Origin of the sequence: Gordonia abscondita (genome assembly GCF_032711245.1) — a bacterium.
Classification (GTDB): Bacteria; Actinomycetota; Actinomycetes; order Mycobacteriales; family Mycobacteriaceae; genus Gordonia.
The window spans coordinates 293,338-309,616 of the sequence record NZ_CP128986.1; the positions used below are offsets into that span (position 1 = coordinate 293,338).

The following is a 16,279-nucleotide window of genomic DNA, read 5'->3' on the forward strand; positions in this document are numbered from 1 at the left end:
GTTCGGTTTTCTCCTGCGTCTGGTTCTAGTGGCAGGGGAAGCCGAGGAAGTGCCGTGAGTCGTGGATGAACTCGTGGACATGTGTGTCGCCACCGAAGATGGAGACGGCGCCTTGGTCGTAGCCGAGGAAGTAGTAGGCCAACGCCGCGACCAGCACGGTCGCGGTCAGCACCAGCGCGGTGCTGACGACGGAGACGTCGGGGAGAGCGAGGGCGCGTGTCGCGTCCTGCGGTGAGACGACGGAGAGTGTCATGGGTGAGTTTGTCCTGTCCTCCGGATCGGGCGTCCGGCTCGTAGCGGCGGTACACCCGGCCGGTGATCTGGCTCGCCCCGCCCGCAGGCGAGAACTCACAGTGGCGCGACCGCTTCGGATTCTCACCGAATTCCCCGCACCGGGATGAGATGGACCATACTCCTGAGCTCCGTCGACTCGGTCACGGACGACCTCGAAGTCGGCGAATATCGCGTTCTCGGATGTCTGCGGTGTCTCCGGACGCGGATTGTCGGTGACATGCGATTGAATGGTCGTGTGGTCAGAACCGACTCAGCTCTGGACCGGATGCAGCCAGCCACCCGCCGCTGGTTCACCGGTGCTTTTGCGCGGCCCACGCCGGTGCAGTCGGGTGCGTGGGATGCGATAGCGAACGGCGACGACACTCTGGTCGTCGCACCGACCGGGTCTGGGAAGACGCTCGCCGCTTTCCTGTGGGCGATCGACACGCTGACTCGCGACCCCGAGGCCGAGCGCTCGGGGGTGAGCGTCCTCTACATCTCACCGTTGAAGGCACTCGGCGTCGACGTCGAACGGAACCTGGCGGCACCGCTGACTGGAATCGCCCACACGGCAGCCGAACTCGGCGCCCCGCCGCCGTCTGTGACGGTCGGAGTGCGGTCGGGTGACACTCCGGCCGCCGACCGTCGAGCATTGCAGCGCACCCCGCCGGACATCCTGATTACGACTCCCGAATCGTTGTATCTCATGCTGACGTCCTCGGCGCGGGAGACGTTGACGAGCGTGCACACGGTCATCGTCGACGAGGTGCACGCCGTCGCCGCCACCAAACGCGGTACGCATCTGGCGCTGTCCCTTGAGCGACTCGACGACTTACTGCCCGACCGCGCGCAACGCATCGGACTCTCGGCCACGGTCCGGCCCGAGGAGCGCGTCGCAGACTTCCTGTCCGGGTCGACGCCATGCACTGTCGTGAAGCCGCGCGCAGCCAAGACGTTCGATTTGCGCGTCGAGGTGCCCGTCGACGACATGGCGAATCTGCCGGTGCCGGCCCCCGCTGCCGAGGCGGACCTCGACGACGCGTTCTCCCCGACCGCCGGTTCGCTGTGGCCGTTCATCGAGGAGTCGATCGTCGACGAGATCGAGCAGAATCGTTCGACGATCGTGTTCGTGAACTCGCGGCGGCTTGCCGAACGGTTGACTGCCCGGCTCAATGAGATTGCCGCTGCGCGCGCGGGCGTACCGCACGACCCTGGAACCAGGAATCCGTCGGTGCCCGGCGGGATGCCGTCGTACGTGTCGGGTTCGGGGATCAGTTCGGGCGCCGGGAGCGGAGCGAGCGGGCCCACTGTGTCCGGCGCCGGGAGCGGAGCGAGCGGGCCCACTGTGTCCGGCGCCGGGAGCGGAGCGAGCGGGCCCACTGTGTCCGGCGCCGGGAGCGGAGCGAGCGGGCCCACTGAATCAGCCGCTGCACCGGTTCTGGCGCGCGCTCATCACGGGTCGGTGAGTAAGGACCAGCGGGCGTCGATTGAGGACGATCTGAAATCGGGTCGTGTTCGGTGCGTCGTGGCGACGAGTTCGTTGGAGTTGGGCATCGACATGGGCGCGGTCGACCTGGTGGTGCAGGTGGAGTCGCCGCCGTCGGTCGCATCGGGTTTGCAGCGGGTCGGGCGTGCCGGGCATCAGGTCGGCGAGGTCAGCCGCGGCGTCCTGTATCCGAAGCATCGCACGGATCTGATTCATGCGACGGTGACTGTCGACCGTATGGGGCGCGGCGAGATCGAGTCGCTCGCGGTCCCGACTAATCCGCTGGATGTCCTCGCTCAGCAGACGATTGCGGAGACGGCCGCGCACGATGTGAATGTCGACGACTGGTATGCGACTGTCACCAGGGCGATGCCGTACAGGGAGTTGACGCGCGACGTCTACGACGGTGTCTTGGACCTGGTTTCGGGACGCTACCCGTCGGATGAGTTCGCCGAGCTCCGCCCGCGCGTGGACTTCGACCGCGCAGCGGGTGTCTTGACTGCCCGTCGCGGCACCCTGCGGCTGGCGGTCACCTCTGGCGGGACCATCCCCGATCGCGGGTTGTTCGGGGTGTTCTTGGCGGGTGCGGGGCGGGGCGGGAGCGGGCTCGATGGCGTGAGTTCTGGTAGCGACTCCGGTCAGCTTCGACGGGTTGGCGAACTCGACGAGGAGATGGTTTACGAGTCGCGGGTCGGCGATGTGTTCGCGTTGGGCGCGTCGAGTTGGCGGATCGAGGAGATTACGCACGACCGGGTGCTGGTGACCCCGGCGTTCGGGATGCCGGGCCGGCTCCCGTTCTGGATCGGTGATTCGCAGGGGCGGCCCGCCGAGCTCGGGGCCGCGATCGGTGCGTTCATCGGATCGATCGCCGACGACGACAAGCTGGCGAAGCAGGCCGCGCGGCTGGGGTTGACTGATCGTGCGCGCGGCAATCTGTCGTCGCTGTTGCTCGAACAGAGGGAGGCCACCGGGACGCTTCCCACCGATCGCACGCTGGTGGTCGAACGGTTCCGCGATGAGCTCGGTGACTGGCGGCTGGTCTTGCACTCCCCGTATGGGCTGCGGGTGCACGCGCCGTGGGCGTCGGCGATCGCGTCGCAGTTGTCGGCGCGTCTCGGGATCGACGGCGCGACCACCGCGACGGACGACGGGATCATCGTCCGGCTGCCCGACACCGACGATGTGCCGCCTGGCGCCGACGTGTTCTTCGCCGACCCGGATGGGGTCGAAGATCAGGTGACGGACGCGTTGGCCGGGTCTTCCATGTTTGCGTCCCGCTTCCGGGAGTGCGCCGCCCGCGCTCTCCTGTTGCCGCGGCGGGATCCGGGTCGGCGCGCGCCCCTCTGGCAGCAGCGCCAGCGCAGCGCGCAACTCCTCGCGGTCGCTTCGCAGTTCCCGGACTTCCCGATCGTCTTGGAGACGGTCCGCGAATGTCTCGCCGACGTGTACGACCTGCCTGCTCTGATCGACCTGTTGACCCGGATCCGCTCGCGGAAGGTTCGGGTGGTGGAGGTCGAGACGCCGTCGCCGTCGCCGTTCGCGGCGTCGATGTTGTTGGGCTATGTCGGCGCGTTCATGTACGACGACGACGCGCCGCTGGCCGAGCGTCGCGCCACCGCGCTCGCCCTCGACACCGCACTCCTTTCGCAGCTCCTGGGCCGCGTCGACCTGCGCGAGCTCCTCGACCCTGACGTCATTGCCGCGGTGACGGCTCGCCTGCAGCGGCTCGCCCCCGACCGTCGGGCCCGTGACGCCGAGGATGTCGGTGACCTGCTGCGGTGGCTGGGACCGCTTACTGTCAGCGACGTGGTCGCTCGGTGCCGCGATGATGTCGATGTGGCGGGCGCACTCGACGAGCTCGCGACGTCGGGGCGTGCGATCGCTGTGCGCCATCGGGGCCGTGAACTGTTCGCGGCGGCCGAGGATGCGGCCCGCTTGCGCGACGGTCTGGGTGTTCCGCTCCCGTTAGGGGTGCCCGCCGATTTCCTCGTCGCTGTCGGTGATCCGGTCGGCGATCTGGTGCACCGTTTCGCTCGCACGCATGGTCCGTTCACGGTGGACGATGCCGCCGAGTCGCTCGGCATGGCGGTCGCCGTTGTCGCCGGATCCCTCGACGCGCTCGCCGGCCGCCGCGTCGTTCTGGACGGCGAGTTCGTCCCGTACGACGGGCCGCCGCAACGGCAGTGGTGTCACAGTGAGGTGCTCGGCCAGTTGCGTCGCGGCTCGCTCGCTGCGGGGCGCGCCGAAGTGGAACCGGTTCCGACACAGGCGTTCTCACGCTTCCTCCTGGACCGGCAGCATGTGGTGGAGCGGAATCGGTTGACTGGGGTGTCGGGTGTCGCTGAGGTCGTCGAACAGCTCGCCGGGCATCCGATCCCGGCATCGGCGTGGGAGACGCTCGTCTTGCCGACGCGGGTCCGGGACTACTCGCCGGCGATGCTCGACGAATTGCTCGCCGCGGGCGAGGTGACCTGGTCTGGGCACGGCTCGATCGGCGGGTCGGACGGCTGGATCGCGCTGCACCCCTCCGATGCCGCGCCGCTCACGCTGCGGCCCGCCGACGACGTCGAACTCACGGCGCTCCACGATCGGATCGTCGCGGCCCTCGACGGTGGTCACGCGCTGCGGGCACCCGAACTGAGGGATGCCGCAAGCGCAGACGCCCCGGTCACCGACGACCCGACCATGCAGGCGGCGTTGTGGGATCTGGTGTGGGCCGGGCGTGTCACGAACGACTCGTTCTCGGTGGTCCGCGCCGCGCTGAATCCGACGCGGAGTCGTCCGTCGTCGCCGTCGCACGCGTCACGGGGCCGGGCACCGCGCCTGCGCACTGCCCGTCTCTCGGCGCGTTATCTCGCGGGCGTCGATGGTGTCGCCGCGGCAGTCCCGCCGCTGCTCGGCGGACGGTGGTCGGCGCTGCAGCGTCCGACGATTGACGCGACGATGCTGGCCGCCGCCACTTGTGAGATTCTGCTCGACCGATTCGGCGTCGTCACGAAGGGCGCGGTGACTGTCAGTGAGATCGATGGCGGCTTCTCTCGGATGTACAAGGCACTCACCGTATTCGAGGACAGCGGGCAGGTGCGGCGCGGCTATTACGTCGATGGGCTGGGCGGTGCCCAGTTCGCGGCCGGGCACACCGTCGACCGGCTGCGCGACGAGGTCGACGTGCCCCGCGACCGCCGAACCGAGGCGGTGCTGCTCGCATCGACCGACCCGGCGAACCCGTACGGCGCGGCATTGGACTGGCCGTCGAGGGAGGACACCGGTCACCGGCCGGGCCGCAAAGCCGGGGCCGTCGTGGCGCTCGTCTCGGGCGACCTCGCCGTGTTCATCGAGCGTGGCGGGAAGACGGTGTTGACGTTCACCGACGACGGCGAGCTCTTGGCGGCGGCGGCCCGGGCGGTCGTCGCCGCGGTTCGCGCCGGTCGCGTGCCACGCATCCATGTCGACCAGGTCGATGGCGAACCCGTGCTGTCGACGGACTTCGGGCGCGAGCTGAGCGCTGCCGGCTTCTCGTCGACACCGCGCGGGCTCCGCATGAACTACGACCCGAGGATGGGCTGAGGCGTGCCCGAAGGCGACACCGTATTCGCCGCCGCCCACCGGCTCCGCAGTGGATTGGCCGGAAAGTCCCTGACGCGCACCGATTTTCGGGTCCCCCGCTATGCGACCACCGATCTGTCCGGCTGGACGGTCACCGCCGTCCGCTCGGTAGGCAAGCATCTGTTCGTCGACGTGGCCGCACACGAACGCACCGCGTCGATCCACTCGCATCTGAAGATGGAGGGACTCTGGCAGGTCGGTCCGCTGGGCACACGGTGGCGCAGGCCAGGCTATGCGGCGCGCGTCGTCTTGCGCACCGACGACGTCGAAGCGGTCGGGTTCGATCTCGGCGTCGTCGACGTCCTCGCCGACCCGGCGACGGCTGTCGCGCACCTCGGTCCCGATCTGCTCGGCGATGACTGGGACGCCGCGGCGGCCGTCACCAATCTGGCCCGGTCCGCGGATACTCCGATCGGCGTCGCCCTCCTCGACCAGCGACTTCTCGCAGGCATCGGCAACGTGTACCGCAGCGAGATCTGTTTCCTGCGCCGTGTCCATCCGACGGTTCGGGCGGGCGACGTCGACCTGCCTGCGATCGTAGAGACCGCGCATCGGCTGTTGTGGAACAACCGGTTACGGCCGAATCGATCGACTACCGGTGTCACTGCGCGGGGCCGCGAACTGTGGGTGTACGGGCGGGATCGTCGCCCGTGCCGCAGGTGCGGCACGACCGTCGTCCGCCACGAACTCGACGGTCGGGGCGTGTACTTGTGTCCCCGATGCCAGCAGCCGTAAGTCCCTAGCGGCGGGCACTGTGGCGGCGAAGAATAAGGCTCATGACCACGCATAACGACTCAGTGACCGAGATGTCCCAGGCCCAGGCCTGGGAACTGTTGAGCGGCACCGTGTTCGGGCGTCTCGCGGTGAGCGTCGACGATCAGCCAGAGATCTACCCTCTCAACGTGCACGTCGACGACGGGACCATCTTGTTGCGGACGGCTGAGGGCACCAAATTGTCGTCGCTGGCGGTCAACGAACGCGTCTGCTTCGAGACGGACGCGTTCACGAGCCGGGTCGGGTGGAGCGTCATCGCCAAAGGCTCCGCACACATTCTGTCCGGGACTGACGAAATCGCCGAAGCCGACCGGGCGCCGCTGCGACCGTGGATCCCGACGCTCAAGACCGTCTACGTGCGGATCACCGTCGACGAGGTCAGTGGTCGCCGCTTCACGATCGGCCCGGAGCCCGACCGCGTCGTCAGTTGATCAGTCCGGGACCGGGACCGGTTCCAGGATCTCCGATCGGGCTTCCGGCGCTGCCGCGCGCAGAGCGTCGGCCGACTCGTCGTCCGGCTGTCGCTGCGAGGCGATCTCCGCTTCGACCCGCGCCGTATAGGTGGCTACCTCTTGCGCGGCGGTCGCGTCGTCCCACCCGAGGAACGGGGCCATGAGTGCGGCGACTTCGACAGCGCAGTCGACGCCGCGATGGCTGTACTCGATGGCGATCCGGGTTCGCCGCGCCAGGACGTCCTCCAGGTGCAGTGCGCCTTCGGCGGCGACCGCGTAGACGATCTCGGCGCGTAGATATTGGGGTGCTGCGGCGAGGGGTCGCAGCAGTGACGGATCTTCGTCGCCGAAGTGCAGCACATCGTCGAACATCGAGCCGTACCGGTTGAGTAGACGACGAATCCGGTACGGGTGCAGGTCGAACCGTTGCCCTAGGTGCTCGCACTGGTTGATCAGCGCGAAGTATCCGTCCGCGCCGACGAGTGGCACCCGCTCGGTGATCGACGACGCGACCCGCGACGGCAGGTAGTCGACGCACGCGTCGATGGCGTCGGCGCCCATCACCCGGTAGGTGGTGTATTTGCCGCCCGCGATCGACACCAGGCCCGGCGCGACGACGGCGACGGCATGCTCGCGCGACAGCGTCGAGGTGCCTTCGTCTTCGCCCGCCAGCAGCGGGCGCAGTCCGGCGTAGACACCTTCGATGTCGTCGTGGGTGAGCGCGGTGACGAGTTCGGTGTTGACGCGGTCGAGGATGTAGTCGATGTCCTTGCGGGTCGCTGCCGGATGCGCGAGGTCGAGGTTCCAGTCGGTGTCGGTGGTCCCGATGATCCAGTGTGTCTCCCACGGGATGACGAACAGCACCGAGTTCGCGGTGCGCAGGATGATCGCGGACTCGCTGACGATCCGGTCGCGCGGCACCACGATGTGGACGCCTTTGGATGCGCGGACCTTGAAGTGGCCGCGCTGTTTCGACAGGGCTTGCACTTCGTCGGTCCACACACCGCCCGCGTTGATCACGCAGTGCGCCTTGACCTCGGCGGTGTCCCCGGTCTCACTATCGCGGACTTTCACCCCCTTGATCCGGTCTGCTTCGGTGAGAAATCCGACGGCCTGCGTCGACGTGCGGATCACCGCGCCGTAGTTCGACGCGGTCCGCGCCAACGTCAGGCTGTGCCGCGCGTCGTCGACGACGGTGTCGTAGTAGCGGATGCCGCCGATGAGGGCACGACGCTTGAGTCCCGGTGCGACGCGCAGAGCGCCTGACCGGGAGACGTGACGCTGCCCGGGAACTGATTTCGCGCCACCCATCCGGTCGTAGAGGAACAGGCCCGCCGCGACGTACGGGCGCTCCCAGATCCGTCGCGTCAACGGGTAGAGGAATGGCAGCGGCTTCACCAGGTGCGGCGCGAGGAGCCGCAGCGACAGTTCACGCTCGTGGAGCGCTTCGCGGACCAGACCGAACTCGAGCTGTTCGAGGTAGCGGAGCCCGCCGTGGAACATCTTCGATGAACGGCTCGACGTCCCCGATGCGATGTCGCGGGCTTCGACCAGTGCGACGCGCAGCCCGCGGGTCGCCGCGTCGAGCGCCGCGCCGACACCGACGACGCCGCCGCCGACCACCACGATGTCGAACTGCTCGCTGCCCAGCCGACGCCACGCTTCGTTCCGGTACGCGGGGGTGAGGTCGGCAGGTCGGTCCGGATTGAACTCGGTCTCCATGCGCGCGAGCCTACTACGACGCAGGTAGGCCGCCGCAGTCACGATGTGACATGACACACTGTGGCCGTGAGTTCACGCGGAAAGTACGTCGTCGCAATCGATCAGGGGACCACGTCCACACGCGCCATGGTGTTCGACCGGGCGGGCGCTGTGGTCGCGTCCGAGCAGCTCGAACACGAACAGATCTTCCCGTGCGCGGGGTGGGTCGAACACGACGCGGTGGAGATCTGGCGCAATACTCGCCGCGTCGCCGCGGCAGCGATGGCCGCCGTCGATCTACTTCCCGGCGACATCGTCGCGTGTGGCATCACCAACCAACGGGAGACGACGGTGGTGTGGGATCGGGCGACCGGTGTGCCCGTGCATAACGCGATCGTCTGGCAGGACACCCGGACCGACACCCTGTGCGAGGAGCTGGCGGGCGGCGAGGGCGTCGACCGGTACCGCACGCGCACTGGCCTCCCCCTCGCCGCCTACTTCGCGGGCCCGAAGATCCGGTGGATTCTCGACAATGTCGACGGCGCCCGCGAACGTGCCGACCGCGGCGAACTCGCCTTCGGCACGATGGACTGCTGGCTGGCCTGGAATATGACCGGCGGCGTCGACGGCGGGCTCCACGTGACCGATGTGACGAACGCGTCGCGGACCATGCTGATGGACCTGCGCACGTTGGCGTGGGATCACCAGATCTGCGCCGAGATGGGCATCCCGGTGTCGATGCTGCCGGAGATCCGCAGCAGTTCGGAGGTCATCGCGCCACTTCGCGCGGAGGGCGCACTGCCCGGTGTCCCGTTGGCAGGGATACTCGGCGACCAGCAGGCTGCGATGTTCGGGCAGGCGTGCCTCGACCCGGGCGAGGCGAAAAACACGTACGGCACCGGCAACTTCCTGCTGCTCAACACGGGTACCGAACCCGTCTACTCCGATCACGGTCTGCTGACGACGGTCTGTTACCGGATCGGTGACGATGATGCCCGCTACGCACTCGAGGGGTCGATCGCGGTGACCGGCTCCCTCGTCCAGTGGCTGCGCGACAATCTGGGGCTCATCTCGAACGCCGCTCAGGTCGAAGAGTTGGCGCGGGCCGCGGACGACAACGGCGGCGTCTACTTCGTACCGGCCTTCTCTGGACTGTTCGCGCCGCGGTGGCGGCCGGACGCGCGCGGCGTCATCGTCGGCCTCACTCGGTTCGCGAACCGCAACCACATCGCCCGCGCTGTCCTGGAGGCGAGTGCGTACCAGACTCGTGAGGTCATCGAGGCAATGGAAGCCGACTCGGGCGTCGCTTTGAACACCTTGAAGGTCGACGGCGGGATGGTGTTGAACGAACTACTGATGCAATTCCAGTCGGACATCCTCGACGTGCCCGTAGTCCGACCTGTCGTCAACGAGACGACCGCTCTCGGTGCTGCGTATGCGGCGGGGCTCGCCGTCGGCTATTGGGAGTCGACGGACGACATTCGCGCCAACTGGGCCGAGGGCGGGCGCTGGGATCCCCAGATGCCGGGCGAGCAGCGCACCGCGCTGTTCGCCGGTTGGAATCAGGCGGTGGAACACAGCTTCGGGCTGGCGTAAGCCACACACAGCACGTCACGACGCGCCGCGGGAGGTAACGACGTCGCCCCAGCCTTGACATACAACCATTTAGTTGTATGTTTAAGACATGGCCGAGAGCGACGAGGACAGAGCAGACGCACTGTTCCACGCTCTGTCGGACCGGACACGCCGCGACATCCTGCGTCGCGTCCTGGCCGGCGAGCACTCGGTCAGCACGCTGGCGGAGAAGTACGACATGAGCTTCGCCGCGGTACAGAAGCACGTCGCAGTCCTAGAGAAGGCGGGTCTGCTCACCAAACGACGGGACGGGCGCAGGCAATTGGCGTCCGGCGACGTGGCGGCTGTGCGATCGGTGTCCTCGATGCTGAGCGACATCGAACAGATCTGGCGCGGCCGGATCGCCAGGATCGACGAACTCCTCGCCGTCGACGAGTCCGAGAACAACTGAAACGCAACGCATTCCACACTTAGGAGCACACCATGCCCGTCATCGACGTCACCACCGACACCGAAGCTCTCACCCTCACGATCACCGCGGAGTTCGCCGCACCCGTCGAAAGCGTGTGGCAGGTCTACGCCGACCCGCGTCGCCTCGAGCAGATCTGGGGCCCGCCGACCTACCCCGCGACGTTCGTCGAGCACGACTTCACGCCCGGCGGGCGCGCCACCTACTACATGACGTCGCCCGACGGCGAGAAGTTCGGCGGCTGGTGGGAGTTCATCACGATCGACGCGACGTCGTCGTTCACGTTCCGCGACGGATTCGCCGACGCCGACCTCAACCCGGTCGACGCGATGCCGGTCTCGGTGAACACCTACACGTTCTCGGCTACCGACCATGGGACCCGCGCCGTCTACGCGGCGACGTACACGAGTGCCGACGAACTGCAGAAGGTCCTCGACATGGGCATCGTCGAAGGCGCGTCGGGTGCCATCAATCAGATCGACGCACTACTCGCGGCGTGATGCTTACCCTCTCGTTGGTGTCAGTGGGTGACACCAACGAGAGGGTTGACGGCTCACAACTGCACGTCGTGCTCCGCGCGGGCAGGTTCGACCCGCCACGACTTCGCGGCAACGAACTCCCGGAATGCGACGACTACGCCGACCAACGCGAGCGCGGCGAAGCCGAAGGTCAGCACGCGTGCCGAGCCGACGACGTCTGGGCCGCCGAGCGAGACGAGGACGCCAGCGATCGCCGAACCGAAAGCGTTCGCGATCAGCTGGCTCGTGTTAAGTCCCGCGGACGCCTGCGCGGCCTCCGCCTCGTCGGTGCTGACCCGCATCCCCGCAGTGAACCAGTGCGAGATCGCCATGCCGATACCGGTACCTGCGAACAGCAAGGTCGCGTACCAACCGACGATCACCCACACCGATGGATCGTTCACCTGGAGCAGGCCGTAAGCGCCGAGCCCGGCCGCGAGAATCAACGGACCGGCGACCCGGACGGCGCGGCGCATCCGATCGGACTCGGCGCCGCTACTCGACAACGTGCCGACAGTCCACCCCCACGAGATCGCCGCACCCAATAGTCCCGCGGCGAGCGGCCCGAGGCCGCCGATCCGTTGGCCGAACAGCGGGATGAACATCTCGACCGTCGACACCATCGCGAGGACGATGATGCCGAGATAGATCCACCGCAGCGGTGACCGGCCGCGATACGTCATCTCCGGCAGCACCCGATTAGCCGCGCCGCGCTCGTGCCATACGAACGCGACACCCGCCAGCAGTGCGACCACCAGGAGGATCACGGTCGCGGATCCGTCGACTATCGACGCGATCGACACCGCGGCCGCCGCACCCGTCAACAGCACGAGCGAACCCCACGGGACCGCGTCCGACGACGCCTCCCCCGTGCCCGCGGGCAGCGCTCGGAAGGTCAGTGCCACCAACGCGGCCGCGATCACCGCGAGCAGGGCGAACGCCGCCCGCCACGCGCCGATCTGCGCGAAGAAGCCGCCGACGATCGGGCCGATCACGTTCCCGACGCCCCACATCGCCGACATCAACGCGATCGACCGCTGCCACAGTCGGGCCGGCAGCACGGTCCGTACCACCGCGAAACCGAGTCCGACGAGGATCCCGCCCGCGAAGCCCTGCACACCGCGTCCGACAAGCATCACGACCATCGTCGGCGCCGCGCCCGCGATCACGGTGCCCACGGCGAAGCCCACGAAACCGGCCACATACGACCAGCGTGCGCCGAAGCGCGACAGCACCCGGCTGACCAACATCGACGAGATGACGGATGCGACGAGGAACACCGTCATCGTCCACGAGTACAGCTCTTCACCGCCGATGTCGACAACGGCGTTCGGCAGCAGACTCGTCGTCAGATAGACGTTGATCGCGTAGAGAGCCACCCCGCCCGCGAGGACGATCACCGATGCACGGTGTTCGCGGGCAGCCAGCTCAGACCAGGAAGCCAACTCCCGTCAGTCCAGATCGTCGTGGCGCACCAGTTGGCGCGCCGCTTCGGCGATGGACCCGGACAGCGACGGATACACCGAGAAGGTGTTCGCGACCTCGGACACCTGCAGCTTGTTCTCGACCGCCAATGCGATCGGCAGGATCAGCTCAGACGCGTTCGGCGCGACGACGACACCGCCGATCACCACCCCCGTCGCGGGACGGCAGAAGATCTTGACGAAGCCGCGCCGCAGCCCACTCATCTTGGCGCGCGGGTTCGTCTTGAGCGGAAGCATCACGGTGCGGGCCGGATACTCGCCCGCGTCGATCGCCTTCTGAGACACCCCGACATTCGCGATCTCCGGGCGTGTGAAGATGGCCGACGCGACCGTCTTGAGCCGCAACGGACTGACGCCTTCGCCCAACGAGTGGTACATCGCGATACGGCCCTGCATGGCGGCGACCGACGCCAGCGGCAGCAGACCCGTACAGTCGCCCGCCGCGTAGACGCCGGGCACCGATGTACGGCTCACTCGGTCGACGGTGATGTAGCCGCTGCGATCGGTGACGATCCCCGCGGCGTCGAGTCCGAGACCGTCGGTGTTCGGCACCGAGCCGACCGTCATCAGCACGTGCGATCCGGTCACCTGCTGGCCATCTGCGAGATGCACGGTGGCGCTGTCGGCGTCGCGCGTCACCTGGTCGGCGCGCGCATGCTTGATGAGCGTCACACCACGCTCGGAGAACGCGTCCTCCAAGACGAGCGCAGCATCCTCGTCCTCATGCGGCAGCACCCGGTCACGGCTGGACACCAGCGTCACCTTGACTCCGAGTTCGGTGTAGGCGTGCGCGAATTCGGCACCGGTGACCCCCGAGCCGACGATGATCAGATGCTCGGGCAGCACCTGCAGGTCGTACAGCTGGCGCCAGTTGAGGATGCGTTCGCCGTCGGGTACCGCCGACGGCAGGACACGCGGCGACGCACCGGTCGAGATCAGGACGACGTCGCCCTCGTACTCCTGCTCGGTGCCGTCCGGCGCCGTCGCGATAACCGTGTGCGCGCCGATGCCTGGCTGTGCCTGCGCGAGACGCGCCCGCCCCGCGACGATCTTCACGCCTTCGCTCGTCAGACGGGCACGGATGTCGGCGGACTGAGCGAACGCCAGATCCTTCACACGCTGGTGAATGCGCGGCAGATCGATGGCCGATACGTCCACCTGGACGTGGACGCCGAGGTCGCGTGCGCGTCGGACGTCGGTGCGGATACCGGTCGACGCGATGAACGTCTTAGATGGCACACAGTCCCACAGGACGCATGCCCCACCGGGTCCGTCGGCGTCGATCATCGTGATGTCGGCGCCGTATGCCGCTCCCGCCAGAGCCGCTTCGTAGCCCGCGGGGCCTCCGCCGATGATCACGATTCTGGACACAGTGACACTCTCCTATTGCTGATGAGCCCCAATTGCTGATCTGGCGGGGCTGACTGTACAAACTTAGCCGGGTCACGGCTGCGACGCATTGCGTGAGCGCATAGGCTTGGGCCCGTGCCGATCTACGCCGCGTACGCCTCGAACATGGATCCCGCGCAGATGCTGCAGCGGGCCCCTCACTCCCCCATGTCGTCGACGGGGTGGTTGAAAGGATGGCGGCTGACCTTCGCCGGTGACGACATCGGCTGGGAGGGCTCGCTCGCGACCGTCACCGAGGACCGCGATGACCCCGGCGCATGCGTCTTCGTCGTCTTGTACGACGTTCCGCCCGAGGATGAGAAGAACCTCGACCGGTGGGAGGGCACTGAACTCGGCGTCCACCGCAAGATCCGCGCCCGTGTCAACACTGCCGACGGCCCGGTCCTGGCCTGGCTGTACGTGATCGACGGGTATGAGGGCGGGCTGCCGTCGGCACGCTATCTCGGCGTGATGGCCGACGCCGCCGAAGTCGCCGGCGCACCAGCCGACTACGTCGAACGGCTCCGCCTGCACGAGGCCCGCAATGTGGGGCCTGGCCCCGACGCACCGCTCGACGACGACTGACGGTCCTCGCGGCGCCGCATTACTAGCACGTATTCAGTCCTGATCGGCGATTTCCGCCGAGTAGATACCGTATACGTGCTGGTAATGCAGACGTGGCCGGTCACACGCCGAGTGCGGCTCCGGCCAACACAGCGATGCCGATGCCGAGCGCACGCTCGTCGATGTCGAAGTTCGGCTGGTGCAGGTCGCACATCGGACCGGAGCCGCTCCACACGCCGAGACGCGCCATCGCACCGGGAACCCGTTCGAGATACCAGGCGAAGTCTTCCCCGCCCGCCGACTGCGGAGTGTCGACGTCGGCGCCGGGACCGAGTGCCTCGACGCTGCGCCGCAACAGCGCAACACTGTCGGCCTCGTTCACCACGGGCGGCACGCCGCGGAAGTAAGTGATGTCGCAGGCGACGCCGAGCGGTGCGGCGATCTCACCGATCACGCTGCGCACCAACGGTTCCAACTTCTGCCAGGTGTCGTGGTCGCCGGTGCGGACGGTACCCCGCATCCGTCCCTCCTGCGGGATGGCGTTCGGCGCATTGCCCGAATGGACCGCGCCCCACGTGACGACAGTGCCCGATCGCGGATCGATGCGTCGCGACAGGATTCCCGGAACTCCAGTGATGATCGCGCCCATCGCGTACACCAGGTCGTTGGTCAAGTGCGGCCGCGAACTGTGTCCGCCCGGTCCGTGCAGATGCACCTCGACGCGGTCGGCGGCAGACGTCAGCGGCCCCGCCCGCAGTCCGACGGTCCCGACCTGCAGATGCGGGTCGCAGTGCAGCGCGAAGATGCGGCCCAGTCCGTCGGTGACTCCGGCGTCGATGGCGTCGAGCGCGCCGCCGGGCATCACCTCCTCCGCTGCCTGGAACAGGAGTCGGACCCCGAACGGCAGACCGCCGTCACGATCGATCTCGGCGAGTAGAAGCCCAACGCCCATCAGGATCGCCGAGTGCGCGTCGTGTCCACACGAATGGGATACGCCCTCGTTGCGGGAGGCGAATGGCAGTCCCGTCTGCTCCGGGACCGGCAGACCGTCGAGGTCGGCCCGCAGCCCGATGAGTGGCCGGTCGGTTGGCCCCAGATCACAGACGACACCCGTGCCTTTGGGTAGGACGCGCGGAGCGAGCCCGGCCTCGGTAAGGATGCGGACGACGGTCGCCGTCGTCTTCGTCTCCTGCATCGACAGCTCTGGCGACGCATGTAGTTCGCGCCGCCAGCCGATCACTCGATCAAGGTTGGCGTCCAACCATTCGGAGATGACGGGCAGCATCAGAGAAGCGTGACCGGGGTCGCCGTGTTCAAGTCTTCCAGGAGCGGAAGGCGCAGTCCGCGTTTGATGGTGGAGAGGTTGTCGCCGACCAGCGGCGAGCGTTCGCGCGCCACCTCACGGGCTCGGGCGAGCAGCGCGTCCGCGGGGACGGACTCTTCGACGATGCCTGCGGCCCGCGCGTCGTCGCCGCCGTACCGTCGACTGGTCAGCATCGCCTCGGTCGCGGTCGCGTCCGACATGCGGGTGCGGATCAGCGAGGCCATCCCGCGGGTGAACGGCATGTTCAGCGCGGCTTCGGGCAGCGAGAAGTACCCGCGATCAGAGCGCATCAGACGGTAATCAGCGCACATCGCGAGCATCGCGCCGCCGCCGAAGGCGTGGCCGTTGATCGCGACGATCACCGGAGCCGGAGCGGTCAGAATCTTCGCGTACAACTGGTGGATGGTGTCCAAGTAGCCGGGCAGTTCACCCGCGTTGGCGGCGACATAGTCGGTGTCGAGGCCATTGGAGAAGAACTTGCCGGTCGCCGACACGATCAACGGTTTGCGGGCGGCGAACGCCTCGTCGAGGAGCGCGGTCACGTGGTCGAGCCACGCCAGTGCGAAGCGGTTCTCCGGATTGGACTCGTCCAGTTCGACGCCCAGGGTTCCGAGGAACAGTTCAGCAGCGTCGTCGGTCACGTTCAAGTACGGCATAGCTGAAA

The 16,279-nt window shown here is 67.7% G+C and carries 13 protein-coding genes and 1 riboswitch; of the genes, 7 read left to right on the forward strand and 6 right to left on the reverse strand.

Annotated features, from left to right (window positions below; genetic code table 11):
- Positions 1-25: 25 nt before the first annotated feature.
- Positions 26-253: a CbtB domain-containing protein gene (locus MP11Mi_RS01320; RefSeq protein WP_420040528.1), complete on the reverse strand. Its 228-nt coding sequence runs from the start codon at positions 251-253 to the stop codon at positions 26-28.
- A 40-nt stretch (positions 254-293) separates the two neighbouring features.
- Positions 294-412: riboswitch (cobalamin riboswitch) on the reverse strand.
- 99 nt (positions 413-511) lie between these two features.
- Here MP11Mi_RS01320 and MP11Mi_RS01325 point away from each other — a divergent pair.
- From MP11Mi_RS01325 to MP11Mi_RS01335, 3 genes are read left to right on the forward strand one after another with little or no spacing between them, the layout of a single operon-like run.
- Positions 512-5,326, forward strand: a complete 4,815-nt coding sequence (locus tag MP11Mi_RS01325; RefSeq protein ID WP_420712825.1) for a DNA glycosylase AlkZ-like family protein — start codon at positions 512-514, stop codon at positions 5,324-5,326.
- 3 nt (positions 5,327-5,329) lie between these two features.
- On the forward strand, positions 5,330-6,100 hold the full coding sequence (locus MP11Mi_RS01330) for a DNA-formamidopyrimidine glycosylase family protein (protein ID WP_420040529.1): 771 nt from the start codon (positions 5,330-5,332) through the stop codon (positions 6,098-6,100).
- Positions 6,101-6,141: 41 nt separating this feature from the next.
- Positions 6,142-6,570, forward strand: a complete 429-nt coding sequence (locus MP11Mi_RS01335) for a pyridoxamine 5'-phosphate oxidase family protein (RefSeq protein WP_420040530.1) — start codon at positions 6,142-6,144, stop codon at positions 6,568-6,570.
- Here the strand turns inward: MP11Mi_RS01335 and MP11Mi_RS01340 are convergent, their stop codons facing one another.
- Positions 6,571-8,313 carry a glycerol-3-phosphate dehydrogenase/oxidase gene (locus MP11Mi_RS01340; RefSeq protein ID WP_420040531.1) on the reverse strand — a complete coding sequence of 581 codons (1,743 nt, stop codon included), beginning with the start codon at positions 8,311-8,313 and terminating at the stop codon, positions 6,571-6,573.
- A 66-nt stretch (positions 8,314-8,379) separates the two neighbouring features.
- Here MP11Mi_RS01340 and glpK point away from each other — a divergent pair, with 66 nt between their 5' ends.
- From glpK to MP11Mi_RS01355, 3 genes are all read left to right on the forward strand, one after another.
- Positions 8,380-9,888, forward strand: coding sequence for a glycerol kinase GlpK (gene glpK / locus MP11Mi_RS01345; protein WP_420040532.1), 1,509 nt, complete (start codon positions 8,380-8,382; stop codon positions 9,886-9,888).
- A gap of 88 nt (positions 9,889-9,976) precedes the next feature.
- The gene (locus tag MP11Mi_RS01350; protein WP_420040533.1) at positions 9,977-10,318 is read left to right on the forward strand and encodes an ArsR/SmtB family transcription factor; all 342 of its coding nucleotides are present in this window, start codon (positions 9,977-9,979) and stop codon (positions 10,316-10,318) included.
- A 32-nt stretch (positions 10,319-10,350) separates the two neighbouring features.
- A complete protein-coding gene (locus MP11Mi_RS01355; RefSeq protein WP_420040534.1) occupies positions 10,351-10,836 on the forward strand; it encodes an SRPBCC family protein in 486 nt (161 codons plus the stop codon).
- Between the two features lie 53 nt (positions 10,837-10,889).
- Here the strand turns inward: MP11Mi_RS01355 and MP11Mi_RS01360 are convergent, their stop codons facing one another.
- Positions 10,890-12,299 (reverse strand): MFS transporter, encoded by a 1,410-nt coding sequence (locus MP11Mi_RS01360; protein WP_420040535.1) that lies wholly within the window; start codon positions 12,297-12,299, stop codon positions 10,890-10,892.
- 6 nt (positions 12,300-12,305) lie between these two features.
- Entirely contained in the window at positions 12,306-13,709 is a 1,404-nt protein-coding gene (locus tag MP11Mi_RS01365; protein ID WP_420040536.1) for an NAD(P)H-quinone dehydrogenase, read from the reverse strand.
- Positions 13,710-13,823: 114 nt separating this feature from the next.
- Here MP11Mi_RS01365 and MP11Mi_RS01370 point away from each other — a divergent pair, with 114 nt between their 5' ends.
- Entirely contained in the window at positions 13,824-14,312 is a 489-nt protein-coding gene (locus tag MP11Mi_RS01370; RefSeq protein ID WP_420040537.1) for a gamma-glutamylcyclotransferase, read from the forward strand.
- A gap of 100 nt (positions 14,313-14,412) precedes the next feature.
- On the opposite strand, the gene MP11Mi_RS01375 is transcribed toward MP11Mi_RS01370, so the two are convergent.
- Together MP11Mi_RS01375 and MP11Mi_RS01380 are read right to left on the reverse strand one after the other, a co-directional pair.
- Positions 14,413-15,576, reverse strand: a complete 1,164-nt coding sequence (locus MP11Mi_RS01375; RefSeq protein WP_420040538.1) for an amidohydrolase — start codon at positions 15,574-15,576, stop codon at positions 14,413-14,415.
- A complete protein-coding gene (locus MP11Mi_RS01380; protein ID WP_420040539.1) occupies positions 15,576-16,271 on the reverse strand; it encodes an enoyl-CoA hydratase/isomerase family protein in 696 nt (231 codons plus the stop codon). Before MP11Mi_RS01380 ends, MP11Mi_RS01375 begins: the two co-directional genes overlap by 1 nt.
- Between the last annotated feature and the right edge of the window lie 8 nt (positions 16,272-16,279).

What these genes read in the sequence shown, in the direction of transcription:
- MP11Mi_RS01355 (WP_420040534.1), top strand. Translation starts at nt 10,351, where the DNA reads ATGCCCGTCATCGACGTCACCACCGACACCGAAGCTCTCACCCTCACG.
- MP11Mi_RS01340 (WP_420040531.1), bottom strand. Translation starts at nt 8,313, where the DNA reads ATGGAGACCGAGTTCAATCCGGACCGACCTGCCGACCTCACCCCCGCG.
- MP11Mi_RS01320 (WP_420040528.1), bottom strand. Translation starts at nt 253, where the DNA reads ATGACACTCTCCGTCGTCTCACCGCAGGACGCGACACGCGCCCTCGCT.
- MP11Mi_RS01375 (WP_420040538.1), bottom strand. Translation starts at nt 15,576, where the DNA reads ATGCTGCCCGTCATCTCCGAATGGTTGGACGCCAACCTTGATCGAGTG.
- MP11Mi_RS01380 (WP_420040539.1), bottom strand. Translation starts at nt 16,271, where the DNA reads ATGCCGTACTTGAACGTGACCGACGACGCTGCTGAACTGTTCCTCGGA.
- MP11Mi_RS01335 (WP_420040530.1), top strand. Translation starts at nt 6,142, where the DNA reads ATGACCACGCATAACGACTCAGTGACCGAGATGTCCCAGGCCCAGGCC.
- MP11Mi_RS01350 (WP_420040533.1), top strand. Translation starts at nt 9,977, where the DNA reads ATGGCCGAGAGCGACGAGGACAGAGCAGACGCACTGTTCCACGCTCTG.
- MP11Mi_RS01325 (WP_420712825.1), top strand. Translation starts at nt 512, where the DNA reads ATGCGATTGAATGGTCGTGTGGTCAGAACCGACTCAGCTCTGGACCGG.